We start from the raw sequence: 17,077 nt of genomic DNA on the forward strand, positions 1-17,077 counted from the left end.
ACCGGCTCGGTTAGCTGGCCGAGGTCGGCCCCTTACATTCAACAGATCAAGGGCCGGCACTCCGCCCAAAGCGGCCGCTTAACATCGCAGCATTCAACGAGCTGCCAGTTGGCCGCAGATTTCAATTCATGTGGCGTTTGACTTGGCCACTGGATTCTCCTGATGTCGACAAAGTGACATCTCTGGCGATTTTGGCCAGGCTCTTCTTTCCAAAAATCCGAAGCATCGTCGTCTCCGCAGAACTCAGTCCCTCATTGATGTGGCGATTCACGGCAGCCTCTACCGGGCATGCCGGATTGTCATCAGCGGGGCCGAGTGCGAAAAGCGCCGTGTGTGCAATCGCCACGTAGACATCCTTTACCGTGAAGTCCTCCAGGTCTCGCGCAAGCTCCCACCCGCCCCCCCGTCCGCCGGCGGATTGGACGTAGCCGGCGTCGCGCAGCGCCGCCATCGTTCTTCGAACCACAACCGGGTTGGTGTGCAGCATCAGTGCAATGTTCTCAGACGTAGTTGAACCACCGCGTAGATGCATGTGCACCAGAACGTGCAGGAGTCGAGCCAATCGAGTGTCGAGTCGCATGAAATCAGAGTTATTGATGTTCCGTAATGTTTGATGTTACGCTAACGCAATCAGTGCTGTAAACGACCATAATAGCGAGCCAACATGAGCGCCTACCATCATAGCTTTATTGAAGCCAATGGCATCCGATTGCATGTCGCAGAGCAAGGCAAGGGGCCCTTGGTGCTCCTTTGCCATGGGTTTCCAGAGACATCGCATGCTTGGCGGCATCAACTCGCAGCACTGGCGCAAGCCGGTTTTCGCGCTGTCGCGCCAGACTTGCGCGGATATGGGTTGAGCGACTGTCCCGAAGGGATCGGGCAATACACGACGCTCGACGTTGTCGGCGATCTTGTTGCGCTCGTTGGCGTACTCGGCGAAAGCGAAGGAGTCATCGTCGGAAACGATTGGGGTGCAACTATTGCGTGGCAGGCGGCAATGCTTCGGCCCGATCGATTTCGGGGTGTCGTGGCGCTCGGCGTTCCGATGATGGGCCGCGCACCACTTGCGCCAAGTCAGCTCTTTCCGCAGAACGACCAAGCGTGGTTTTACACCCATTACTTCTCCAAACTTGGACTCACCGAAAGTGAGCTTGAGCTTGACATTGCTGCGACCCTGCGCAAGATCTACTTTTCGGCCTCGGGCGATGTCGGCGTTCGCGACGCTAGCTCCCCGAACCCTTTCGGAATGGTGCCTCGGGACAAGCAATACCTCGATGCCCTCGATGATTTCCCATCGTTGCCGGATTGGCTTGGTTTCGCCGATCTGGAAGCGTTCGTGCGCGCCTTCGATGTCTCTGGATTTCGAGGCGGCCTGAACTACTATCGGAACCTCGACAGAAATTGGGAAATGCAAGCCGCGTTTGAGGGGCTTCGAATCGAAGTGCCTGCGCTTTACCTTGTCGGCGAAAGAGATACGGGGCTCGCTATGCCCGGCATGCGTGAAATTATCGACGCCATGCCAAAATTCGTGCCAAATCTGCGTAAGTCTGATGTGGTTTCGACGGCAGGACACTGGTTGCCCCAAGAAGCACCGGGCGTCGTCAACGCAGCGTTAGTCGAATTTCTCCGGGGGCTTTGAAGCCATCGATCATCGCTGTCCCTTCCTGGCTCGTCACCGGACATTGCCCCGGGGAGCAGTAAGGGACCGCAACGGGTCGGAAATTGCCCTTGACCGCGCAGACGACGGCACCCGTTGCAATATCGCTCCAGAGACTTCGCTCGCTGCGGTGACTCAACCACCGGCCATACGACGCACCAACCTGTAAGGCCTGAGTTTTAATGCGCGAGTTCGACCACAGGGAACTGCCTTGACCTGAGGCCCGCCGGATTGCCTCAGCCCTTGCCGTCCGCCAAGCAGATGTGCGGTTATCGACACCACGCACTTTCCGGGAAACTTTGCCTACCAGGGTCCCTTACCGAGGAACAGTGCACAACATGCGCCTGTAGAGTTCGGTAAGGCTAGTTTTTTCGTCCACTCCGGCATAACCAATCAATCAGCGAAGCTACCGGATTTATGGTATAAATTTATGCAAATTTCTGCACCAACGGTTGGCGTGGAAAAATGTATAGCACACACTATACCAACTTAAAGTCCAACCCCTTGTTTTTATTATACATATCATCATCGCCGTTTTATTTTCTCATTGCATGCGATTTATGTATGCATGCAAGAAAATACGCGCGGTCGATCTCATTCCAATCAGCCGTCAAAGCAAAATATTCTTGAAAATGGCGTGTTGATTTCTTAGTCTTAGCGGAGATCAATTCAGCCGTTTTCCGATGAGCCCATTCTCCATAGCTCTACGAACGTTGCGCGCGAGATTCGAACTGGCGCAGGGAGAGTTCGCAGCACGGTTGGGCTACCGCCAGGCGTACGTCTCGGCTCTCGAATGCGGCTCCAAGCTTCCCAAGGAAGCGGACCTAGTAGACAAAATCGTCCAAGTCTTGAATTTGGGCCCCGAGGAAGAGGCTAACCTGCGCGAAGCCTTTGAAATGTCGCGGCACTTCAACCTTCCACCCCGCGGCGCGCCTGCAGCAGCGTATCGCTTGTGCGCACAGTTCTCCGAGGTACTACCCACGCTCTCTCCGGCCGACGCGAAAGCCCTGTCGGCAATGTTGGAAGTGTTCCAACGCAATAGACAACCATCCACCCGCCTCAACCGCCCGCCGGAAGCTGCCAAGGAGATTCCAATGTAGAAAACAAAAACGCCACCTAACCCCGGAGGACTAGGCGGCGTGGAGATATCTTTCGATACCTCTGGTGGCACAGTCAGTATCGAACGCGTTCTCCCACCTGTCAAGTCCTCGTCCTGCTTTCCTGCCTGGAAGGAGGGAAGCCTATTCCCCGGAGAGGACAAATGCCAGCCAGAAATGTAGTTACGCGCTCGCCACATCGGCGAGTGGGGCGTATTGCATGCCCATGGTTCCAGCCAACCGCAATCGAGTACGAAAGCCTTTTGGAGCGCGATTTCGTTCGACTCGCCCTCCTGGATCTGAGAGTCTCGTCGATTTCCCATCAGCCGTTCTTCGTGGACCTTGGAGATCTGGGCAAATACGTTCCCGACTTCCTGCTCATCGGCCCAAATCAAAAGCTTGTTGTTGAAGTAAAGCCAGAAGTCTATGTAGCCAGCGCCAGGAACAAGCCCCGGCTGGCTAGGGCGAAGGAACTCCTGCTTGAGCAGGGATACCGCTTCACCCTCGCAACGGACAAGCACATTCACAAGAACGGCCGCCACCACCGTGCCAGCATCCTCTTACGACATGCGCGTGGCCAAATTACAGCCGCGACCTTGACTCGAATTGAGGAAGTCGCGGCCCGCCACCCTGGCGGCACTGGCATTGGCAGTTTGGCAAAGGCAGCGGACGCACCGCTACACGCAATCCTTCACCTAGTCGGCCGCCGGCGCCTTCGATTGAATGCAATGCTAGGTATGGGTGAGTCCGACTCCGTATATCCACTTGGAGACGACCATGTCCGTGTACAGACTTGATTGCGGACTGATCGTCCAGAATGGGCTGGCGCAATGGCGTGTTCATCGACTCCTTGATGACGGTTTCATTCAACTCGAGAACCAAGCCACCCGATCGATTCGTCGGATGAAAATCTCGAAGCTTTCGGCGGATATCTTGCAGGGGAAGCTGACAGTTGTTCGAGACGCCGGCACACCGGCGATGAACATGGACCGTCGCCCCGACCGGTCTCTGATGTGCAGCTCGACCCTACCTGAGCGGTATAAAGCAGATCTCGAGCGCAAATACGCTTATGTAAGACACATGCGGAAAGTAGGCCTTACAAAAGGGCAACGTGCTCGCATCTCGGATGCCATTATCTCGTGCGCAATCCTACTGAAGGACGACCATCCTCCCAAAGTTACGACGGTTATGCAATGGATGCGCGACTACGAGATGAGCGGAGAGAATCTGGCTAGTTTAGTTTCAAAAAATGTAAAACGCCGCACGTCGCCAAGGCTTCATCGCGACCTCAGACTCATTGTTGAAAAAATTCTTACCAAGTACTACTTCGTCAAGAACGGGTGCTCGATGCGAACAGCTCATGATCGAGTCATCCGAGCACTTAGCCAGCAGGCAAGCGCCGCGTCAACGCCTGCCAATCCCGATGTCAGCCTATCTACCGTCCGACGCATCATCCTCGAAACATCCCCATTCGACCGAGACAGAAGCCGCTTGGGGGCGGCAAGAGCTCGGGCCAAGTGGCGGTACTCAAAGCCAGGCCACGCGTCAACGCGCCCGCTTGAACGGGTCGAGATAGATCACACGTTGATGGACGCGACAGTCATTGACGATAGATTCATTCTTCCGCTAGGTCGGCCAGTTATTACCTTGATCGTATGTACATATAGCGGCTACATCCTGGGATTTTTCATTTCCTTTGAAGGCGAGACTGTCGGGCGAATGGTCCAGTGCATCAAGATCGCCATACAACCCAAAGACAAGATCACAGCAGGACATTCACTGTCTAACGCATGGCACTCTATGGGCGGGTGGGAAACCCTTTGCTTGGACAACAGCCTCGCAGGTCATACTTCGCCTTTTCAGCACATAGCAATGGACCTCGGAATGGACCTTGAGTACTGTCCAGTCCGTATGCCTTGGTTCAAACCTAGTGTCGAGCGGTGCCTCGGAGAACTGACCCGTCAATTACCCGCAAACGGTCGTCCAAGGAAGCCTGGATCGGGACCGGACCCGTTCAATCCCAATGAGGATGCGTGCATAACGTTCAGCGATCTCTGCCACGGCATCCTCAAGTGGATCGTCGACGTACATCCGTTCGAAATAAACGAACGGAAGTTGGCGCGGCCTATCGACCTCTTCCTGGAGGGTCTTGATAGTTGCCCGCCGCCAACATTGCTAGACAACACGACGTGTCTTGATGTCATGGCTGGCGTAGGCACGACCGCAACGGTGGATCATGGGGGAATGGTGCGCCAATACCTGCGATACACAAACGACGAGCTGGTATCCCTTCGAAGGGAAATCGGGGTGAATTTCAAGGCCAACGTCAAGTATGACCCATACAATCTGGGGCACGTCTATCTCCAAGATCCCCGTACCGGCAGCTGGATCACCGTTGGAGCGCGGGATGAAGAGTACGCCTCTGGCCTGACGCTCACTCAGCATAAGCTTATTCGAAGGGCTGCGGGCAATAAGCTCACATTACGCAACGCGGAGACAGTCCTAAGAAAGGCGCGCCTGGAACTCCAAGACCACTGGGCGAACGCTATCCGTGGTGGGAAGAGGCTCAAGAAGAGCTCACGCGATTTTGGCCTCTTTCAGGGGCTAAGCTCTATTTCCCGGTCACACCATCCTGGAAATCAAGCGTCAATGCAAGTCGTCACCGACGATGACCCACCGGTAGTAGATGCGGCAATCCCGAGTTTTGAAGTTTTCACCGGAGTTCAGCCATGAGCTACAGCGCAAAAGCCATACAGATCGGTATCAGCATCAGCGACATTCGGATCCATCATCCGGCGTTCAAGGGTGCTCTAGAGGGCGTTGGCCGAATCATTCAACTGGGAAACAAGCTGCGTCATCCGTTCGGAGCTTGCATCATCGCACCGGCTGGTGCCGGAAAGACTCTGCTCATCGATTCTGTTCAGAGAAATGAATGCGGTTGGCCATACCTCCGGCCGCAGAGCGTTTTAGTTGTGTCGCTTAAGGAAGCTCCCACTGTGGCTCAGATTCAGGAGGATCTGCTGGCAAGCTTTGACTATGTCATTCCCCCCCGCACTGGCCGAAAGACTAATGCAGTGCTCTTCAATGTCCTGGTGGCTGCGATCGAGCAGCACGACATCCTGCTCATTGTCATCGACGAATTTCAGCACGTTTTTCACTCTCAAAAGGAGGAAGTGCGCGCCGCCATCGTCGATTGGGTCAAGCGACTGATGTCCGTAACCCAACGTCCCGTACTCCTTTCTGGGACAGAAATGCTGCGTTCCATAGAGCGGGCCGATCCTCAACTGACCACTAGAATCGCATCCATTTTCACCATGCCGGATCTCAAGAACGATGAGAACTGGAGAGGTGTCTTAGGTGGCTTTGCATCCGCCACAAAGGATCTGGTGGATCTGACGGTGCTGACTACCCACGCGAACTTGGTCTTCAAAGCCACGCAGGGTGTCATGCGCACATTGAAGTCGTTGATCATGGAGAGTGCAATGATCGCCACTGATGCTCAGCGCACGGCCGTGGAACGGCAACATCTTCAGCTTGCCTTCCAACGCTTATTTGGAAATGGCTCTACCAAGGACAATCCGTTTGACTAAAGGTCCAAGAGCATATGAGCCCATTCCCTAAGCAAGATGAAATCGCACCCGGCGAGGATGGAATGGGGTACGCCTTGCGGATGGCAACCATGAATGGGCTTACATTTCATGACCTGGCACGACATCTTGCATCGCCAGGTCACCTTTCACTTCCCGTGAGCTCGATCAATGCCATCGCCTTCATGTTTGGCTGTCCACGTGAGCCGCTGCGAAATGCCTTTGTAGTTCGTCATTTCCGCGCTGGAAACCAAGCCGCATATTTCCTTGGCCACCTGTTCTTGAGAACCTATCTGCTGCGACAGGCCCGCCCCCAACTTTGTCCAGTTTGCGTGGGACGTCATGGTCGAGCTCGCGCTGCGTGGTCCATTTCGCTCTTGACTGCATGCGTCTTTCATGGGGTTCGCCTCATTGATCGATGCGTGTGCTCGCGACCAATCCTATGGAGACGACCTAGCATCGATCTTTGTGAATGCGGACTACGACTGACGGACGAACATCAGGGGGCAAGACCAGCGGACACTCGCGAGTTGTCGGTAAGCGGCCAAATCGAGTACTTGCTTGGATCTGGTGACGTTGACGTGTCTGCGCCGCCTATCCACGCCTTCCCGGAGGGCTTTGACAACGTGACGATCGACACGTTTGTCCGACTGATCTGGATTTTCGGAATCGTGGACGACCTGCAAATTGATGAGCACCCGAAGAGTACTAATCGAAGACTGCAGACCGTCGATGCGGGTGTCGTGGCGTGCCTGGCTTACGACCGACTGTCGGCGGCAATCTCCAGTTCGTACCCTGCACGACGAATGCGGCTCGTCGGCAAGGCCCTTTGCAATCTTTACGATGATGTCAGTACACCAGCCGACGCAACGCTGATCTCTTCTCTCGCCTCCCGTCTACAAGAACTCTCCGCTTCCCCGTCCATACCTAGATTGATCAGGAAGAATCGCCAGCTTTCCTTGTTCGAGGATGATCATGACCCGATCCCTTAGCATTCTTTGTGTTCCATACCCGTTTCCCGACGAATCCGCATCCTCCTGGATTGTCCGTGTCTGCCAGTTTCATGACATTAGCTACAAAGATCTCACGGCCTCTCTCGGGATGAATCCAGTTCGCGATCCCGATATCACGGCGGATCGGGATCATATATGCCGAATCGGATCTGGTACGTGTGTTTCTCCGAAGCGCCTACGGGAGCTGTCCGATTCATTTCACGCCGTTCAATTGCACCCAGCGTTAAAGAAGCTACTGACTTTCGACAATGATAAGGCGCCGTCATATCGATATTGTCCGGAGTGTCTTGCTAGCGATCCCATTCCATACTTGCGGAACGGCTGGCGGCTCAGGGACTGGATGGTCTGCCCCGATCACCTGGCACCCTTGCTCCACGGATGCCCGCATTGCGGAGCACCCCTTCACTGCGCCACTTCATCGCGGGACCGTGCGCGGAAGAGGCTTCCAGGGATCGGCCAGTGTCCCGAGTGTAAGTTGTCAATGGTAGTTGAATCAAGGCAGGTGGATTCCACCATCGCATTCAGCAAGAATCAAACCAGCCTGCAGTATGCGATATTATCTGCCTTGCGCAGTGGATCCTTAACCCTTAGCGGCCTTCGTGTGATGGTTCCACTGGAGTTTCTTATATGGCTACGAGAAAATCATTCATCGATCAACGAATATAAAACGCACTGGCTCGCCACATGGACTTCCAAAAAGCGTTCTTACACCGCTGCGGAACTTGAAAATAGAGTCACAGAGGCTTACGACCTCGAAAGACAAAATTACTTCAACGGTGACTATACGGTCGATTCGTATATCAATTTTTATAAATCGTATCTCGCCGACTCCGCTACAACGGTGGACGCTTGTAGCGAATACGTGGAGCAGAATCGATTTAGTTACTTAATGTCACGCCTGGTTTCCGCTTACCACTTCCTAGGAAATAGGAAGGTGACATTCAAAAGTCTTTGCGGGGTGGGGAGAAAGCGGAGGAAGCGAAGTGGCTCGCAGTTGCTGGAAGCATGCTGGAATGCCAGCTCGCTTTACCAAGGGTGCCCTGCAAGAACGTTCAAAGATCGTCTTTGACTGCCGCCGCTCCACTAGCACACTACCCAACGTCTGAGATGGAGGCCACATGTCCCCTCAAACGCTTCTTCCACTAGTCGCCTCAATGGGATCGGAGAATGGTAACAGGCAACTGCCGGTCGAATGCCAGAGCGACCATGAGACCCCACAGAGCATCGTACCGGATGGCGTCCGGCGAAGGCTGTGTCAGCAGCATTTCGCAGTCTATCGCGGGTACCTGGAAGGCTTGCCAATAGAAGAACTGGTCGACCGATACTTAGAGCCGGCGGAGGTCGCGTCTCCCCGCGAGGCACTGCGCGCCATTCGTGACGAAATTTCGATGGCGGCTGCGCGCTTGGGGCGACACAAGACGGTAAAGCTGCTGCGAGAGTCGCGTCATAGTTCGCATTCCGCCCCGCCCGGGGCCAAAGGGCTACCAACGTTAGATGAATTCCGCGCGCGCTTTGATCCGGATGGGGTGCTCGGCGAAATGGATTTGCTTATCTGCTATCGCGAAGCGTATGACCCCATTTCGCAAGATGACGATGCTGTACGCCGCACTCGCCGACAATCGGACATACGGCGGCGTCAGTTTACCGCCCTAAATGAATTGGCCAAGGTGCTCGCCGAGTCGCCGTTAGCACGGCATCGACTGGCTGGCTGGGTCGAGTGGATTGGTCCGCGCGTGGCGGAGCGACTTGCAAAAGCTTCCCTCAATACGGTGGGCGAGCTAGTCGACTACATCAATTTGCACGGGTATCTCTGGTTCAAGCGGGTGCCACGGTTAGGCGAGAAAACCGCTCAGCGCCTCGTCTGCTGGCTAGACCGGCATGCTGACACCATTGAGCGCTCCCTCACACTCGTCGCACGTCGGCCCCAGCGTAGCCTTGGCCCGACGGAATTGGCCGCACAACGTACCCCTAACACGGGCGTGGCACCATTGGAATACTACCGGCCTCCGGCCGCGCTCGATGGTACCGCCGGCTCCAACCGCGCGCCAGCAGAACTGAACCGAATCGGCGCAAGCAACGACTACGACGCTATCCAGCTCTGGGCAGCCCTTGAAGGAACCAGCGCCCACACCCAGCGTGCGCGGCGGAAAGAAGCGGAGCGCTTCCTGCAGTGGGCAATCATTGAGCGACGAAAGCCCCTGTCATCACTAACGACTGGCGATGTGGCCGCCTATGTCAAATTCCTCGCTGATCCGCAGCCATCCGAGCGCTGGATCGCCACGCGACGGATACCGCGCTGGCACGCTGACTGGCGTCCATTCGACGGACCGCTTTCAACGGCCAGCCAAGCTACGTCATTTGCGATACTCAGCAGTATGTGCGCGTGGCTCGCGCGTCAGCGCTACCTCTACACCAACCCGTTTGATGGGGTCCCCAAACCTCTAGCCGCCGTGAAGGACCCGCGGAAGCGTAGTTTTAGCCGCCAGCAGTGGAGCGAACTTCTGAACCACGGCCTGCCTGCAGTTCCGGAGGAAGCTCGCCCGCGTGCGCGATTCGCGCTATGGCTCGCCTATGGTACCGGCCTACGCCTCGCCGAGCTTACGTGCGCTCGCCTGGGGGACCTACAGCACTGCGCATTCGATGGCACTCAGCAGGGTGCCTGGATGCTTAAGGTAGTGGGAAGGCGACAAAGGATACGGTATGAGCCGTTCCCACCAGCGCTCTTCGACGCGTTGGTCGTATATCTGACCAGTCGTGGGCTAAGCGCCGCGCCTGCGTCATGGCCGGCCGAAGCGCCGCTCCTGGCGTCGCTTTCAGGCGATACTCCGCTTACCCACGGCGCAGTGGCTGCACTCTACAAGAGCATCTTTACGCGGGCCTTTGATGCGCGCACAAAGGAGGGCACCAGCGGTAGCCCGCAGCTGCGCCGGGCCAGCGTGCACTGGTTGCGCCATACACACGGATGCCACGCGGCCGAAGCGGAAACGCCGGCCGAATTCATAGGGGCCAATCTTGGACATTTCAGTCTGGCGTCTACAGCGGCTTACCTCCACGCCGACTTTAGACGCCAGTTGAAGGAAGTCGAAAAAATTCTCTCCAATTGCGCGACTGATGAGGCGCCGCCCACGTAGAGGTAAGGAGGGAATGCCGAGTTGGATAATTAGATCGCATTCAGGTGGATGCATGCTATGGGCAAGAACTCACCCTCTCACCGAGGACACTGCTGCGTAGGTCGGATACCAGGAATCCTCCAACGATCCAACGACCCGGAGGAGCGATTGAACTCGCCCCCCGGGCCTTAGATCGACTGTTTCCCCATAGCACTGAGGCTAGCATCGACGCGACACCATAGAGTCCCGTGATTCCGTCTCTAGTGACGCAACACGTCGATTCCCCGAAGCAGCCATTCGCCTTTGCTTCATCGGCCGAATCGGTCTATACGCCAATCCGTTTGATAGGCTGCCGAAGACAGTGCTGGAAGTTACCGACGCTCCCCTGCCATTACGTTGAATGGCAATTCAACATCTTGCCGCGGAGCCGAGCTAATGCGCTGACGGATAGCGTCTGTCTCCGTGTTCCGCTGAGCAAACTGCGCCTCGACGCGGGCGCGCGCCGCGTTCAATTCGGCTTTTACTTCGTCCAGTCGCTTCTTGCGGCGCCCAATGCGCACTATCTTGAGACTGGACACTTCCTTCGAAGAGGCAATGCCCAACAGGAAGTCAGCCTGCGCGCGCGCTTGGGCAAATGGAGAAAGCTTCGCTGGGGGCCGTTTCTTATTCGACTTAGGCATGGTCTGATTTCCCACAAGATCCATCAGTGCTCCCAAGACCACTAAATCCCCACTGGAGTCAGCCGGCAGAACCAACTGGAACATTCGAGGGGCCCGGAGAAGGGCTTCCCGGCATCTTGCCTCACCAGCATCTGTGCACGATACTGCCCTTTGACTAAAAGAAGCAAACCGCGGTCGCGGAAATGTCAGATGGCTCGCTCTACCACCAACTGGCCGCTGTCTATCTCAAGTCGCATCAGCTCCCGCCTGCCGTCTGGATGTTCGCGTACCGCGCGGCCAGGGTAGCGCGGATCCGATATGAAGATGGCACGACCTTCTCTCAGGTGGCGTGCGGCCTCCTCGCCATCATCATTGGCAAGCATGCGCTCAAAGATGGCGAAGAATTGCTCCTCCTCGGCAGGCGAGGCAGTATCCAACATATTCAGATCAATCATGGCTGCTCCAGTGTACTTTGCTTTGTACATTGGCGATGGTCCACCACGATTCCTTGCCGCTTGGCCGGATAGTTCAGAATTGAATGAAGCACACGCCGTAAAGTTCAAAGTTGTGTAAAGCAACGGTACGACACTCAATGAGTCAATCGCCCGGAAACGGCGTGTCCGCGTCCGCGGCAGTTCAGCATTGAATGAATCTCGACACCGGGCATCCGCGACCTAAGCACCAATCCGCCCACCCCTCCGCGCGCCCAATCATGCACATAAAGTCTGCCGGGGGAATCATGCCTTCGTCGTCATTGGTCGGCGCCAAGCATGCCCGGCCGCGCCAAGGCATCCCTTCAATGAAGGGAACCCGATCAGCCATTCGCGATAGGCGCCCTCTGGGTCGCTGTAAGACATCCTCCCCACCCCATTCGGCGTAACCCCGACATCGCCCACCCACCCCGGCCATTAGATTGAACCCTACGCCCGCCGCTCCGCTAGCCAGGTGAGATATGCGCTTAAGCCGGCAAGCGACCGTGGCGATTCCGACAACAACCCTGATGAGGTTCCAAATGGATCTGAAAAAGCCCGTCCGTCCGACCCATGTGGCCGGCGCACTCGCCGCGGTCCTGGCCGGTCTGAGTTGTGCCGTTGCCTTTGCCCAGACTCCCACTGCGCCCGCCACATCGGCCACGCCCGCCACTCCGGCCATCCCCGCTACTCCGGCCACTCCGGCCGCCCCCGCTGGCGCGCAAGGCGTCCCCCCTGCCATGACGCAGCAGATCGAACCACCGAAGGACCCGCTGGTGGAACGCCGCGAAGCCCGCAAGAAGGCGGCCGATGAGTACAAGGCCACCAAGAAGGCCGCCAAGGGCGAGTACAAGCAGGACGTGAAGGCCGCCAAGCAAGAACGCAAGGCGGAAAACCAGGCTGCGGACAGCACGGCGCGTCAGGAACTCACTGCGCCAAAGCAGTAGCGAGTAGCCAGTAGCCAGTAGCAAATCGCTACCTCGTCGCTGGCGGCAGGCTGGCAAGCCGCCGCCAGTTCTGACCTTCGCCGGCGGGCTTACGCACGGCTTGTACCGTGCCGTATCCGCGCTAGACTCAATGAGCATGCGCCGCAGGCAATCCGGCAGCGGCGCTGCGCGAGATGCCCGCTTTCCGCTTGCCGCCCACGCTGCCAGGCCTCCTTGTGCAAGGCCTGGTGGGCGCTGCATGCCTCTTCGGCCCGATTGCCGCCGCGCAGCAAAAGCCCACTCCCGCCTCGGCACCCGTGGCTGTCGCCCCGGCCAAAGCAGATTCCGCAGCCGTACGCCGGCTCAACCTGGGCAACAAACCCTGGAAAGGCGATTTCGACGCGATGCTCGATCGCCGCGTCATCCGCGTCCTGGTGCCATACAGCCGTACGCTGTATTTCAGCGACAAGGGCCGTGAATGCGGCCTGACCGCCGGACTGGTGCGGGACTTCGAGCGCTATCTGAACAAGACCTACGCCAGCCGCCTCGGCAAGCGGCCGCTCACGGTCATCGTCATTCCCACGACGCGTGACCGCCTGCTGCCCGACCTGGCCGCCGGACTGGGCGACATTGCGGCCGGCAACCTGACAGCGACCGACGAACGTCTGAAGGTTGCCGACTTCTCGGCGCCGCGCGACCGCAAGCCGGTGCGCGAACTGATCGTGACCGGTTCGAAGGCGCCTGCCCTGGCCAGTCTGGACGACTTGTCCGGCAAGACGGTGCATGTACGGCGCGCCAGCAGCTACTACGAAAGCCTCACGGCGCTCAATGACCAGTTGCGCAAGGCCGGCAAGGCACCCATGCGCCTGGTGCTGCTGCCCGATGCGCTGGAAGACGAAGACGCGATGGAGATGGCCAATGCCGGCTTGCTGCCCATCCTCGTGGTGGATGACTGGAAGGCCGCGATGTGGGCGCAGATCCTGCCCAACATCAAGGTACACAATGACCTCGTCGTCCGCGCGCAAGGCTATGTCGGCTGGGCCTACCGCAAGGACAGCCCGCAGATGCGCCAGGCGCTGGACGATTTCTACGTGAACTACCTGAAGAAGCAGGGCGTCGCCGAATACCGGCTCAAGCAGATGATGAAGAGTGTCCGGCAGATCCGGAACAATACCAACGACGCCGAGTACAAGCGCTTCGAGCAGACCATTGCCTTCTTCCAGAAATACGGCAAGGACTACAGCTTCGATCCGTTGATGCTGGCAGCGCAGGGCTTCCAGGAATCGCAGCTGAACCAGAAGGCGCGCAGCCACGTGGGCGCCATCGGCATCATGCAGGTCATGCCAGCCACCGGCAAGCAACTCAATGTGGGCAATATCCAGGAGCCCGAATCAAACATCCACGCTGGCACCAAATACATGGACCAGCTGATGACGCGGTATTTCCCCGATGCGCGCTTCTCGGAATCCAACCGGCCGCTCTTTGCATTCGCCAGCTATAACGCGGGCCCGGGCAATATCGCGAAGATGCGCACGGAAGCCGCGGCGCGCGGGCTGGATCCGGACCAGTGGTTCAACAATGTGGAGATTGTCGTGGCCGAGAAGATCGGCATCGAGACCACGACCTATGTGCGCAACATCTACAAGTACTACGCTGCGTACCGGCTGGCGCAGGACATGGAGGACACGCGCGCACGCGCGCTGAAGGAAGTCGGTAAATAGCCGGCCGGTCGCGCGCGCATCGCGGTGGTGATGCGTGCCGCCGGACGGTGCTAGTCGGCCAGGCCGCTCGCGTCGATATAACCGAGCGCTGCGCTCACCGCCAGCCTGGCCTTGAGCACGTAGCAGACGCGCCGGTCGCGGATTGACAGCACGATCAGGTCGGCCTGCAGCATTTCCTCGAACATGTGGCCCGCACGCTTGATCGGCAGCCCCGCCAGTTGCGCGAGGTCCGTCGCGGGCAGCCCCTCTTCGCCTGCCTGCAAGAGCGCCCGGCAGATCTTCACGCGCGCCGGTTCGGTCATCAGCGCCATTGTCAGCGCGCTTTCCTGGGTCTCCATGGCCACCCCTCGGGTTATTCGGGCGGGCGCGCCGCCCTGGCTGATTTTTCCCGTTCTACGCGGGGCTGCCCGCAAAGGCAATAGGGCTCCACCCCGGCTGCGCGATTACAACACGCAGCCGTCCCGCCCGCAGACGGGTGATGCGCAGCCCGCGCCGCTGGTGTTGGCGCGGGCGTCCAGGCAGCGAGGCCCGGAAGCGCCGGAGGCGGCATGCTCCTCCGGCGCGGGGCGCGCTCAGGTCAGCACGAACGGCAGCTGGCGCTGGCGCTTGCCCGTGAGCACGAACAGCGCGTTGGCGACGGCCGGGGCGATCGGCGGCACGCCCGGTTCGCCAAGACCCGTGGGCGGGTCCTGCGATGGCACGAAGAACACGTCCACCACGGGCGCATCGGTGATGCGCGGCGGCGGATAGTCAGGGAAGTTGCTGTTCTTCACCACGCCGTTCTCGATCTCGATGGCGAACCCGGGCCGCGTCATCGCCAGCCCGAAGACGCAGGCGCCCTGGATCTGCGCCTCAGCCGACAAGGGATTGACCACGCGGTTGGCATGCACGCCGGCAGTCACGCGATGCACGCGCGGCTCGCCCTTGACGAGCGAAACCTCCGCCACATAGGCCACCACCGAGTTGAACGACTCATGCACCGCCACGCCCCACGCTTGCCCCTTGGGCAGCTTGCGCTTGCCATAGCCCGACTTCTGCACCGCGAGCTGCAGCGCGGCGCGATGGCGCGCGTGCTTGCTTTCGTCGAGCCGCGCCAGGCGGAAGGCCACGGGGTCCTGCTTCGCGGCCGCGGCCATTTCGTCGACCAGCGTTTCCTTGACGTAGGCCGTGTGCGTGTTGCCGACCGAGCGCCACCACAGCACCGGCACATCGACCTGCGGGTGATGCACCGCAAGCCGCATCGGCAGGTTGTAGTCATTCTCGACCAGGCCTTCGCTCATGGTCGCGTCCACGCCGTTCTTGACCATGAACGGCTCGAACGGCGTGCCCTTCAGGATCGACTGGCCGACGATGGTGTGCTGCCAGCCCACCACTTTGCCCTGCGCATCCAGGCCGATACGTGCGCGGTGCACGTGGAGCGGCCGGTAGTAGCCGCCGCGGATATCGTCCTCGCGGCTCCACACGATCTTGAGCGGCTCGGTGTGGCCGTTCGCCACCCAGGTGCGCAGCACGTTGGCGGCTTCCACGAGGTAGTCCGACGTGGGCACCGCGCGGCGGCCGAAGCCGCCACCTGCCATCATGGTGTTGAGTGTCACCTTGTCCGGGCTCAGCTCGAGCACGCGCGCGATGGCGGCCTGGTCCACGGTCTGGAACTGCGAGCCGACCCACACCTTGACGCTCTGCACCTTGTTCGCCAGCACTTCCGGCTGCAGCGTGCAGTTCAGCGGCTCCATCGGCGCATGGGCCAGATACGGGAAGCGGTACTCGGCGTCGATCTTGCGCGCCGCGCCATTCACGGCTGCGGCCACATCGCCTTCGCCGGCGCGCGCCACGGTGCCGGGCTGGGCGGCGAGCTTCGCGTACTCCTCGAACAGGGCCTGCGTCGACACCTTCGAGCCGGCATCCTCCCATTCGATTTGCAGCGCATCGCGCGCCTGCTTCGCGGGCCAGTAGCCGTCAGCGACCACGGCCACGCCGGTGCCGCCGCGATCGACCGGTACCAGCATCACGTCGCTGACACCCTTGATCGCGCGCGCCTTGTCGGCATTGAACGACTTGACCTTCCCGCCAAAGCGCGGTGGACGCGCCACCACGGCCACCATCATGTCCTTCAGGCGCGTGTCGATACCGAAGGCGGGCTTGCCTTCGAGCTTGCTGCGCGCATCGAGCCGCGGCGTCGGCTTGCCGATCAGCCGGAATTGCGAAGGGTCCTTCAGGCGCACGTCTTTCGGTACGGGCAGTTCCATGGCCGCCGGGGCCAGTTCGCCGAAGGTGGCACGCTGGCTGCCCGAGGTCACCACGCCCTGCTCGACCTTGCAGCTTGCGGGATCCACTTTCCACTGCTGCGCCGCAGCCGTGACCAGCATGGCGCGGGCACGCGCGCCCAGCTCACGATATTGCTGGAAGGAATGGTTGATGGCCGTGGAACCGCCGGTCATCTGCATGCCGAAGCCCGGGTCCTTGTACGCATCACCGGCGGGCGCGAGCGCTGCGCGCACGTTGCGCCAGTCGACATCCAGCTCTTCGGCAAGCGCCATGGGCAGCGCCGTGTGTACGCCCTGGCCGAACTCCAGCCGGTTCACCGCGATGGTTACCGTGTTGTCCGGCGAAATCACCACGAACGCCTGTGGCGCCGAAGGCGGCGCCTTCGGTGCGCCGCCTTCTTGCGCCTGCGCAAGCGGCGTCACGCCCAGTGCAAGGCCGCCGCCGGCCAGGCCGGTCAGCTTGAGGAAGCTGCGGCGATTCAGCGTTGCCACGCCGTGATCACCGGCGCTGCCAGTATTGCTTCCCTGCGCGCTGCTGGCGCCGGCGAGTGCTTCGAGTCCACGAATACGCAT

The 17,077-nt window shown here is 59.1% G+C and carries 15 protein-coding genes and 2 pseudogenes; 12 read left to right on the forward strand and 5 right to left on the reverse strand.

What is annotated here, in order from left to right; genetic code table 11:
• Positions 1–121: 121 nt before the first annotated feature.
• Complete coding sequence (locus K2O51_RS26580; protein ID WP_220630993.1) at positions 122–580, reverse strand: Rrf2 family transcriptional regulator; 459 nt, start codon at positions 578–580, stop codon at positions 122–124.
• 84 nt (positions 581–664) lie between these two features.
• On the opposite strand from K2O51_RS26580, the gene K2O51_RS26585 reads away from it, so the two are divergent.
• The 10 genes and pseudogenes from K2O51_RS26585 (at position 665) to K2O51_RS26620 (ending at position 10,485) form a co-directional block, all read left to right on the forward strand.
• Positions 665–1,639 carry an alpha/beta fold hydrolase gene (locus K2O51_RS26585; protein ID WP_220630994.1) on the forward strand — a complete coding sequence of 325 codons (975 nt, stop codon included), beginning with the start codon at positions 665–667 and terminating at the stop codon, positions 1,637–1,639.
• Positions 1,640–2,340: 701 nt separating this feature from the next.
• On the forward strand, positions 2,341–2,757 hold the full coding sequence (locus K2O51_RS26590) for a helix-turn-helix domain-containing protein (RefSeq protein ID WP_220630995.1): 417 nt from the start codon (positions 2,341–2,343) through the stop codon (positions 2,755–2,757).
• A 161-nt stretch (positions 2,758–2,918) separates the two neighbouring features.
• Positions 2,919–3,551 carry a TnsA endonuclease N-terminal domain-containing protein gene (locus tag K2O51_RS26595; protein WP_220630996.1) on the forward strand — a complete coding sequence of 211 codons (633 nt, stop codon included), beginning with the start codon at positions 2,919–2,921 and terminating at the stop codon, positions 3,549–3,551.
• Positions 3,532–5,487, forward strand: coding sequence for a Mu transposase C-terminal domain-containing protein (locus K2O51_RS26600; protein WP_220630997.1), 1,956 nt, complete (start codon positions 3,532–3,534; stop codon positions 5,485–5,487). The genes K2O51_RS26595 and K2O51_RS26600 overlap by 20 nt, the downstream gene beginning before the upstream one ends.
• Positions 5,484–6,344, forward strand: a complete 861-nt coding sequence (locus K2O51_RS26605; RefSeq protein ID WP_220630998.1) for a TniB family NTP-binding protein — start codon at positions 5,484–5,486, stop codon at positions 6,342–6,344. Before K2O51_RS26600 ends, K2O51_RS26605 begins: the two co-directional genes overlap by 4 nt.
• An 89-nt stretch (positions 6,345–6,433) precedes the next feature.
• A pseudogene (locus K2O51_RS35275) lies at positions 6,434–6,691 on the forward strand (TniQ family protein); the annotation flags it as partial.
• 231 nt (positions 6,692–6,922) lie between these two features.
• Positions 6,923–7,333, forward strand: a complete 411-nt coding sequence (locus K2O51_RS35280; protein WP_245001966.1) for a hypothetical protein — start codon at positions 6,923–6,925, stop codon at positions 7,331–7,333.
• Positions 7,317–7,709 (forward strand): annotated as a pseudogene (locus tag K2O51_RS35815) (TniQ family protein); the annotation flags it as partial. The gene K2O51_RS35280 and the pseudogene K2O51_RS35815, both read left to right, overlap by 17 nt.
• Positions 7,710–7,856: 147 nt before the next feature.
• Positions 7,857–8,423 (forward strand): hypothetical protein, encoded by a 567-nt coding sequence (locus K2O51_RS35285; RefSeq protein WP_245001883.1) that lies wholly within the window; start codon positions 7,857–7,859, stop codon positions 8,421–8,423.
• 49 nt (positions 8,424–8,472) lie between these two features.
• Positions 8,473–10,485, forward strand: a complete 2,013-nt coding sequence (locus K2O51_RS26620; RefSeq protein ID WP_220631001.1) for a phage integrase family protein — start codon at positions 8,473–8,475, stop codon at positions 10,483–10,485.
• Positions 10,486–10,835: 350 nt separating this feature from the next.
• Here the strand turns inward: K2O51_RS26620 and K2O51_RS26625 are convergent, their stop codons facing one another.
• Together K2O51_RS26625 and K2O51_RS26630 are read right to left on the reverse strand one after the other, a co-directional pair.
• Positions 10,836–11,168 (reverse strand): hypothetical protein, encoded by a 333-nt coding sequence (locus K2O51_RS26625; RefSeq protein WP_220631002.1) that lies wholly within the window; start codon positions 11,166–11,168, stop codon positions 10,836–10,838.
• A 161-nt stretch (positions 11,169–11,329) separates the two neighbouring features.
• Positions 11,330–11,578: a hypothetical protein gene (locus tag K2O51_RS26630; RefSeq protein WP_220631003.1), complete on the reverse strand. Its 249-nt coding sequence runs from the start codon at positions 11,576–11,578 to the stop codon at positions 11,330–11,332.
• Positions 11,579–12,135: 557 nt separating this feature from the next.
• Here K2O51_RS26630 and K2O51_RS26635 point away from each other — a divergent pair.
• Positions 12,136–12,540, forward strand: coding sequence for a hypothetical protein (locus K2O51_RS26635; RefSeq protein WP_220631004.1), 405 nt, complete (start codon positions 12,136–12,138; stop codon positions 12,538–12,540).
• Between the two features lie 173 nt (positions 12,541–12,713).
• A complete protein-coding gene (locus K2O51_RS26640) occupies positions 12,714–14,240 on the forward strand; it encodes an MltF family protein (protein ID WP_011298807.1) in 1,527 nt (508 codons plus the stop codon).
• Between the two features lie 50 nt (positions 14,241–14,290).
• Here the strand turns inward: K2O51_RS26640 and K2O51_RS26645 are convergent, their stop codons facing one another.
• Together K2O51_RS26645 and K2O51_RS26650 are read right to left on the reverse strand one after the other, a co-directional pair.
• Positions 14,291–14,578 (reverse strand): helix-turn-helix domain-containing protein, encoded by a 288-nt coding sequence (locus K2O51_RS26645; RefSeq protein ID WP_011298808.1) that lies wholly within the window; start codon positions 14,576–14,578, stop codon positions 14,291–14,293.
• A gap of 234 nt (positions 14,579–14,812) precedes the next feature.
• Positions 14,813–17,077, reverse strand: coding sequence for a xanthine dehydrogenase family protein molybdopterin-binding subunit (locus K2O51_RS26650; protein WP_011298809.1), 2,265 nt, complete (start codon positions 17,075–17,077; stop codon positions 14,813–14,815).

Source organism: Cupriavidus pinatubonensis (genome assembly GCF_019602855.1).
Lineage (GTDB): Bacteria > Pseudomonadota > Gammaproteobacteria > Burkholderiales > Burkholderiaceae > Cupriavidus > Cupriavidus pinatubonensis.

Bases quoted from the DNA above. Each gene is read 5' to 3' on its own strand.
- K2O51_RS26580 (WP_220630993.1), bottom strand. From the start codon at position 580: ATGCGACTCGACACTCGATTGGCTCGACTCCTGCACGTTCTGGTGCAC.
- K2O51_RS26585 (WP_220630994.1), top strand. From the start codon at position 665: ATGAGCGCCTACCATCATAGCTTTATTGAAGCCAATGGCATCCGATTG.
- K2O51_RS26590 (WP_220630995.1), top strand. From the start codon at position 2,341: ATGAGCCCATTCTCCATAGCTCTACGAACGTTGCGCGCGAGATTCGAA.
- K2O51_RS26595 (WP_220630996.1), top strand. From the start codon at position 2,919: ATGCCAGCCAGAAATGTAGTTACGCGCTCGCCACATCGGCGAGTGGGG.
- K2O51_RS26600 (WP_220630997.1), top strand. From the start codon at position 3,532: ATGTCCGTGTACAGACTTGATTGCGGACTGATCGTCCAGAATGGGCTG.
- K2O51_RS26605 (WP_220630998.1), top strand. From the start codon at position 5,484: ATGAGCTACAGCGCAAAAGCCATACAGATCGGTATCAGCATCAGCGAC.
- K2O51_RS26620 (WP_220631001.1), top strand. From the start codon at position 8,473: ATGTCCCCTCAAACGCTTCTTCCACTAGTCGCCTCAATGGGATCGGAG.
- K2O51_RS26625 (WP_220631002.1), bottom strand. From the start codon at position 11,168: ATGGATCTTGTGGGAAATCAGACCATGCCTAAGTCGAATAAGAAACGG.
- K2O51_RS26630 (WP_220631003.1), bottom strand. From the start codon at position 11,578: ATGATTGATCTGAATATGTTGGATACTGCCTCGCCTGCCGAGGAGGAG.
- K2O51_RS26635 (WP_220631004.1), top strand. From the start codon at position 12,136: ATGGATCTGAAAAAGCCCGTCCGTCCGACCCATGTGGCCGGCGCACTC.
- K2O51_RS26640 (WP_011298807.1), top strand. From the start codon at position 12,714: ATGCCCGCTTTCCGCTTGCCGCCCACGCTGCCAGGCCTCCTTGTGCAA.
- K2O51_RS26645 (WP_011298808.1), bottom strand. From the start codon at position 14,578: ATGGAGACCCAGGAAAGCGCGCTGACAATGGCGCTGATGACCGAACCG.
- K2O51_RS26650 (WP_011298809.1), bottom strand. From the start codon at position 17,077: ATGCGTATTCGTGGACTCGAAGCACTCGCCGGCGCCAGCAGCGCGCAG.